This window comes from Agromyces sp. P1_H4 (assembly GCF_056405255.1).
In genome coordinates, this window is record NZ_JBFUCL010000004.1 from 25282 (window position 1) to 32220 (window position 6939).

Annotated in this window: 6 protein-coding genes; all 6 read right to left on the bottom strand. The window is 71.2% G+C overall.

All coding sequences use genetic code 11. The features are described from left to right. The gene (locus tag AC1DY2_RS00930; RefSeq protein ID WP_476760705.1) at positions 1-1308 is read right to left on the bottom strand and encodes a UDP-glucose dehydrogenase family protein; all 1308 of its coding nucleotides are present in this window, start codon (positions 1306-1308) and stop codon (positions 1-3) included. A gap of 76 nt (positions 1309-1384) precedes the next feature. Beyond that, positions 1385-3163 (bottom strand): DUF4012 domain-containing protein, encoded by a 1779-nt coding sequence (locus AC1DY2_RS00935; protein WP_476760706.1) that lies wholly within the window; start codon positions 3161-3163, stop codon positions 1385-1387. 141 nt (positions 3164-3304) lie between these two features. Continuing rightward, complete coding sequence (locus AC1DY2_RS00940; protein WP_476760707.1) at positions 3305-4384, bottom strand: heparan-alpha-glucosaminide N-acetyltransferase domain-containing protein; 1080 nt, start codon at positions 4382-4384, stop codon at positions 3305-3307. 7 nt (positions 4385-4391) lie between these two features. Further along, on the bottom strand, positions 4392-5006 hold the full coding sequence (locus AC1DY2_RS00945) for a thymidine kinase (protein ID WP_476760708.1): 615 nt from the start codon (positions 5004-5006) through the stop codon (positions 4392-4394). Further along, entirely contained in the window at positions 5007-5720 is a 714-nt protein-coding gene (locus AC1DY2_RS00950) for a helix-turn-helix transcriptional regulator (RefSeq protein ID WP_476760709.1), read from the bottom strand. Next, complete coding sequence (locus AC1DY2_RS00955; RefSeq protein WP_476760710.1) at positions 5707-6837, bottom strand: hypothetical protein; 1131 nt, start codon at positions 6835-6837, stop codon at positions 5707-5709. Before AC1DY2_RS00955 ends, AC1DY2_RS00950 begins: the two co-directional genes overlap by 14 nt. Between the last annotated feature and the right edge of the window lie 102 nt (positions 6838-6939).

The window sequence follows — 6939 nt, forward strand, 5'->3', positions numbered from 1 at the left end:
TCAGGGCCGGCCGAGTCCGCGCACCTGCCACCCGGCGGCGCGCCAGGAAGCGGCGTCGAGGACGTTGCGCCCGTCGATGAGCCGTCGTTCGGCGACGAGCCGGCCGGTCTCGACCGGGTCGAGGGCGCGGTACTCGCGCCATTCGGTGACGAGCACGACGAGCTCGGCGCCGCGCAGGGCGTCTCGGGTCGAGGTGGTGTAGTCGAGCTGCGGGTGCCGCGCGCGGGCGTTCTCGACGCCCTCGGGGTCGGTGGCGACCACCTCGGCTCCGAGCCCGCGCAGGTTCACCGCCACATCGAGCGCCGGCGAGTCGCGCACGTCGTCGGACTCGGGCTTGAAGGAGACGCCGAGCACCGCGACCCGCTTGCGGTGCACGGATCCGCCGAGCGCGTCGACGGCGAGGTCGACCACACGCTGGCGCTGGCGCAGGTTGATGGCGTCCACCTCGCGCAGGAAGGCGAGCGACTCGCCGCGGCCGAGCTCCTCGGCCCGGGCGGTGAACGCGCGGATGTCCTTCGGCAGGCAGCCGCCGCCGAAGCCCACCCCGGCATTGAGGAACCGCCGTCCGATGCGCGCGTCGTGGCCGATCGCGTCGGCCAGCGCGGTCACGTCGGCCCCGGTCGCGTCGGCGATCTCGGACATCGCGTTGATGAAGCTGATCTTCGTGGCGAGAAACGCGTTGGCGGCGACCTTCACGAGCTCGGCCGTGGCGTAGTCGGTCACGATCCGGGGCGTGCCCGCCTCGATCGCCGCCCGGTAGACGTGATCGAGCACGGATGCCGCGTGCTCGTCGCCGTCAGCCACCCCGTAGACCAGCCGATCGGGCTGGAGCGTGTCGTTCACTGCGTAGCCCTCGCGCAGGAACTCGGGATTCCACGCGAGGCTCGCGTGCGGGGCCGCCTCCGCGATCCGTTGGGCGAGGCGCGCCGCGGTGCCCACGGGCACGGTGCTCTTGCCGACCACGAGCGCGCCGTCGGCGAGGTGCGGCAGCAGCGACTCGAACGCCGCGTCCACGTGCGAGAGGTCGGCGGCGTTCGAGCCCGCGGTCTGGGGTGTCCCCACGGCGACGAAGTGCACCTCGGCGCCCGCGGCATCCGCGATGTCAGTGCTGAATCGCAGCCGACCGGTGGCGGTGGCCGATCGCAGGATCTCGGGCAGGCCGGGCTCGAAGAACGGCGGGCGTGCCGCGGCGAGCTGCGCGATCTTCCGCTCGTCGAGGTCGATGCCGACGACCTCGTGGCCGAGCTCGGCCATCGCCGAGGCGTGCACGGCGCCGAGGTAGCCGCAGCCGATCACCGAGATGCGCATGGAAGGCCCCTTCCGTCGGGTCAGACCATTCTGGTGCATGACCGGGGCCTGTCGGTTCGACGGGTCGAAGCCCCGCTCAGCCACACGGGGCCTCGCGGAGCGTCACCGCGGTCGGATTGATCATCGGCGTGGTGCGGACCTCCGTGTCGCCATAGGCTCCCGGCGCACCGGCGAAGGTGACACGCACCAGTGCACTCTGCCCGTCCACCATGTCGATCGTGACCTTCTCCGCGGGACGAGCGAGGTCGGTGACCGACGGTCCGGTCCTCGCTGCGAGGCCGGGCTGGGGCACCTCCATGGCGGTGGTCGCGGCGCCGACGGGACCATAGAGGAACACCTCGGTGCGATAGAAGTCGTACAGGCTGCTGTCGACGTAGTCGGGGAGTCGAACGTCGTCAGGGATGTCGAAGGTCAGACGTACTTCGACGGTGTAGCTGGGGGCGCGGGGCGCGCAGGCATCAGTCGTGACGGTCGCCTGGGTGTGCAGGTAGTAGTCGATCTTGGACACCGAGCGGTCGCGGAAGTAGACCCCGACGACGGTGGCGCCCTCGTTGGTCGTGGGCAGCACTCCCTGCAGGCGCGTCCCGTCGAGAAGGGCCTGCGTCGTCGGGTCGGCGCTCCACATCATGAGCGTCCCCTGGTCGGCCGCGTCGATGAGGGCCTCCCCCATCGCCCAGAGGTCGTAGTCGGCCAACATGACGCGCGCGAACACCGCGGATGCCACGGCCGCGAAGTATACGTCCGAGTCCACGCCCTCGGGATACCGGAAGTACGCCTGGTTGAGAAGCGTGGACACCGCGTTGTCACTCGTCAACTGTGCCCCGTCGGGCAGCGCGACCGGACCGATCACCTCGAGCAGGCGAGACAGCGCGATCGGATCGAGCGACACGATGGCGTCGGGTGCGATGCCGTACGTACGCTGCCAGTTGGCGGAGATGATCTGCGCAGCGGTCGGGAAGTCCGGCCGGCTCGTCGACAGGTTGATGCTGTCGAGGAAGATCGAGTCGTACAGCTGCGTGGCGCCCTCGCCGACCGGTACCTCGACCGAGATGGCCGTCGGGAAGTCCCGGCTCGAGACCTGACGGACGACGTCGACCGTGCCGTTGTGCACGGAGAGGAGCGTCTGGGCTGCCGGACCGCCGCCGAGCGCCGTGGCCTCGGCGTTGTTGAGGAATGCGAGTACGACATCCTTCTGTCCGTCGATCGCCAGCATCGCGCCGACGCCCGCGAGTGCACCGCCCACTTGCGGGATCGTCTCCTCCGCGGTTCCGAGCATCTCGTCGAACTCGTCGACGGCCTCGGAGACGGGTCCGATCGTCGCATCGGCGTCGATCGATCGCACGCGCTCGTGCAACTCGCTGACGGTTACCTCAGCGGTCGCGACGAGCTCGGTCGCCCGGCGCAGCGGCGCCAGGTCGAACCCGCCGGTCTCGGGATCGCGCTGCAGTTCAAAGGTGCTCACGAGATCGACCGCCGGGTCGACGATCTTCCTCGACGCCTCGTCGACTCCCTCGGCGATCACGCGCACGGCGCGGAGGTTCTCGCCCACGACCGGCACGGACTCGGCGGTGCGCCACAGCGGCGTGCTGGTCGGTGCGACCGCCCGTCCGGCTGATGACGAGAGGCGGTCGGCGATCGGCTGGAGCTCGTCGAACCTTCGATCGTCGGCGGCCTGTCGGAGGTCCGCGACGGCGGCGCGGGCCGCTTCGAGGTCGCTGCGCACCGACGTGGCGTCGTCGTACACCGACCAGGCCGCGAAACCTCCGCCGATGAGCGCAAGCGCCAGCGTCGGCCAGACGATCACATGGGCGATCCATCGTCGGTCGGGCCCGGGCCCACCGCGCGCGAGCGTCATGCTCACCTCCACGCCCGACTCGCCGTTCGGGTCGGCGGCGGGCGGGCCCGCCGCACGGGGGCGGGCCTTCGGTCACGGTACCCCCGATCCTGTCCTCCTTTCAGAGGACACCGGGAGATGCCCCCCGAAATGGGGCACGGCTCAGACCACCGAGGTCGCGCCCGCGGCATCCGCTCGATCGCGACCGCTCGCGCGTCGGAGCAGGCGTTCGAGCGGCCCGCGCCCGAGGTACCGGCGCCAGAGCCACGCGAACACCATGGACCCGACGATGAGGCCGATGAGCAGTGGCCACGAGTCGTCGGTCGGGATGCCGTCCTCCACGCGGATCGCGAGCGAGATCACGACGAGGTGGATCGTGTAGATGCTGAGCGGCATCGACCCCATCGCGGTCACCGGCGAGAGCACTGCGCCGGCCACCCGGCGCACCGCAGGCCGGGCGAGCGCCGTGAGGGTGAGCAGCGCCGCCACGACCAGGGCGCCGACTCCGACGTTGCCGAGGGTCTCGAGGGAGGCGCGGAGCGGCACCGACCAGCCCGCGTCGCCCACGAGCTCGGGCGGGGGCAGCCGCGAGGCGATCGGCAGGAACATGGATGCCGCGGCCGCGCCGACGAGCGCCGTCGTGCCGATGACCCGGGGCGAGGTCAGGTCCATGCGCGCGAGCGCCAGGCCGATGAGCATCACCGGCACCCAGACGATGACGGGATAGGCGCCGCCGACGATCCAGTCCGAGAGGAAGCGGAACGGCGTCTGCCGCACCGCTTCGGCGAGCGCCGTACGCGTGCCGAGCTCGGCGAGCGCCGGCGTCACGGTGAGCAGCCCGATTCCGAGCGCGAGCGCTCCTCGCGGCGGCAGGAACAGCAGCGGCAGCATGAGCAGGAATGCGACGCCGTAGACGTCGAGGATGATGTAGACGAGTGGATGCAGCGTCGCCCAGATCAGCATCCCGAGCGCGATGAGGATCACCGCCCGCACCGCGATCTGGCGGCGCAGTTCCCCGCGGTCCTCGGCGATGGGGCGCGTGCCTCCCGAGATGAAGCCCAGCCCGATGCCCGCCGTGAGGGCGAACAGCAGGCGAGGCCGTTCGTCGGCGATCGCGATGAGCGCGGCCGCGTCGACGGATGCCACGGCGGGTGCCACGTGCGCCACGAACATGCCGATGAGCGCGAACCCCCGGGCGGCGTCGACCCCGTCCACTCGGTTGAGGCGCGCGCGGCCGCTCATGCGCGGGTCAGTGGCGGCCGTTGAGCACGCCGCCGCTCTCCTCCAGGTAGCAGACGCCGCAGAGCGACTCGTAGGTCACGTCCTCGCCGTCGATCGCGACCTGGTCGCCGTCGAACACGAACACCCCGCCGATGCGGCGGGCGTTGAAGATCGCCTTGCGGCCGCAACGGCAGATCGTCTTCAGTTCCTCGAGGCTGTGCGCGACCTCGAGCAGTCGGCGGCTTCCGGGGAACGCCGTCGTCTGGAAGTCGGTGCGGATGCCGTAGGCGAGCACCGGGATCGAGTCCATGAGGGCGATGCGCAGCAGGTCGTCGACCTGCTCCGCCGCGAGGAACTGCGCCTCGTCGACGAGCAGGCAGCTCACGTCGCGACCGTGCGCCTCGATCACGCGAGTGCGGTGCTGCTGGAACCGGTCGAGCACGTCGTCTTCGGGCCCGATCGTGAAGTCCACCTCACGCACCACGCCGAGCCGCGACACGATGCTGCGATCGCCCTTCGTGTCGACCGAGGGCTTGGCCAACAGCACCCGGTGCCCGCGCTCCTCGTAGTTGAACGCCGCCTGGAGCAACGCCGTCGACTTGCCGGAGTTCATCGCCCCATAGCGGAAGTACAGTTTCGCCATCTACTCGAGCAGCCCGTCCTCCGCCGCGCGGCGGATCAACTCCGATTTGCGGCTCGCCGGACGCCCGGCGCGCGCATACTTCTCGCGCACCCGCCGCAGGTAGGTCTTCGCGGTCTCGTAGCCGACGTCCATCCGGGCGGCGACCTCTGCGGTGCTGTAGCCCTGCGCATAGAGGCGGAGCGCCCGCTCCTCGGCGGCGCTGAGATGCGCCGCGCCCGCGTCATCGACGGCCGGCTTCGCCGCGGCATCCGGTGCACGCCCACCGTCGGCCGATGCCGGCCGTCGGTGACCGCGGTCGCCCCGGATGACGCTCCGGGCGAGTTCGACGAGCTGCTCCGCAGGAAGGGTCTTCGAGGCGAACGCGGCAGCGCCCGCCGCGATGCAGCGATCGCGTGACGCGTCGTCGTCGACGCCGCTCACCACGACGACCTTGGCGCCGGCCGCGAGGCAGGCGCGGATGCGCGACTCGATCGAGACGGTGTCGCCGAGCTGCAGGTCCATGAGCACGAGGTCGACGGGGAACGCGGGGTCGCGGATGAGGTCCATCCAGGCCGTCGCCCGCACGACCACCTCGAAGTCGGGCGCGTGGTCGGTGAACCAGGTCGCCAAGCTGTCGACGATCAGCCCGTGGTCGTCGAGCAGTGCCAGTCGCACCCGCGTGGTGGGCGCATCCGCACCCTGCCCCAGGGGCGAGCCGGCCTCAGCCGGGAACATGACTCAACTCCACCCTGACATTCTCGCGCGTCACGAGCGCTTCCGCTCGCATCGACACCGCACGGGCGACGGCGATGAACCGGTCGAGCTCACGCCGCGAAGGCGCCGTCGCCCCGTTCGCCGAGGTGATGACGAGGCGACGGCGCGACACCTCGAGCTCGATCGACACCCGGATGCCCGCAGAGCGGCTCCCTTCGCTGAGCCAGGTGAGCAGCGCCGTCAACGCCGAGCGCTGGTCGTCGGCGAGATCATCGGATGCCCCGGTGGGGTCGTCGACCGACACGGGAATGCCGCGCGACATCCGGATCGTGGCGGCGAGGTCGTCGAGCCACGTCGACTCGATGCCGGCCTTGAGCGCGCGCCGCAGGGCCTCGGCGAGCTCCCTTGCACGGTCGGCGTCGGCGACCGAGATGCGATCCGCCGTCATCACTCCGGCGAGGAAGGGCAGCACCTCGCGGCCGAGCACCGAGACGCGGCTCTGCTGCACGGACCGCGCGATGCCCGCCCGCAGCTCTCCGTCGCGCTGGAGTGCGGCGCGGTTCGCCTCCCGCTGCCAGGCGAGCGTCACGGCGACGATCGCCCACGAGTAACCGGCCGCCGCCGCGGTCAGCGCGAGCACGGACGCCGACTCCACGGCGACGAGCGTGACGATGGGCGCGGCGATCACGGTGGTCGCAGGCGAACCGATGATGAGGATCGAGAGCACCGCCGTCGCGACCACGCCACTGAAGAGCAGCGAGAGCCAGGTGCAGAACGGCGCCAGCGACAGGATGAGCATGCCGACGACGACCGGACCGAAGTCGTCGTAGAGGAACCGGTTGGCACCGATGGTCGACAGGTACTCGGCGATGGCGCCCCCAAGAGCGAGCGCCACGACCAGCCACAGCGATTCCGTGCGGAACGGCGCCCGGCCCGGAGCCGCGAGAAAGGCCGCGCACCCGCCGGCGGTGGCGACGAGCGCGACGGCGAGGAATGCCGCCCACGGCGAGCCGACCTCCGACCAGTGCGCGACCGTCAACACGACGGACGTCGTGACGGTGAGCCCCGCGCCGACCACGACGAGCGGGGCGGCAGTGATGCCGCCGATCGGGTCCGCCTCCTGCTGCGTGAGTCGCATCCGGCTCATTCGCCACCCTCGGGCACGGCGAGCACCACGGTGGTGCCGACGGTCCTCGTCGACCAGAGGCGCACGTTGCCGCCCTCCTGCTCGACCCTGGCG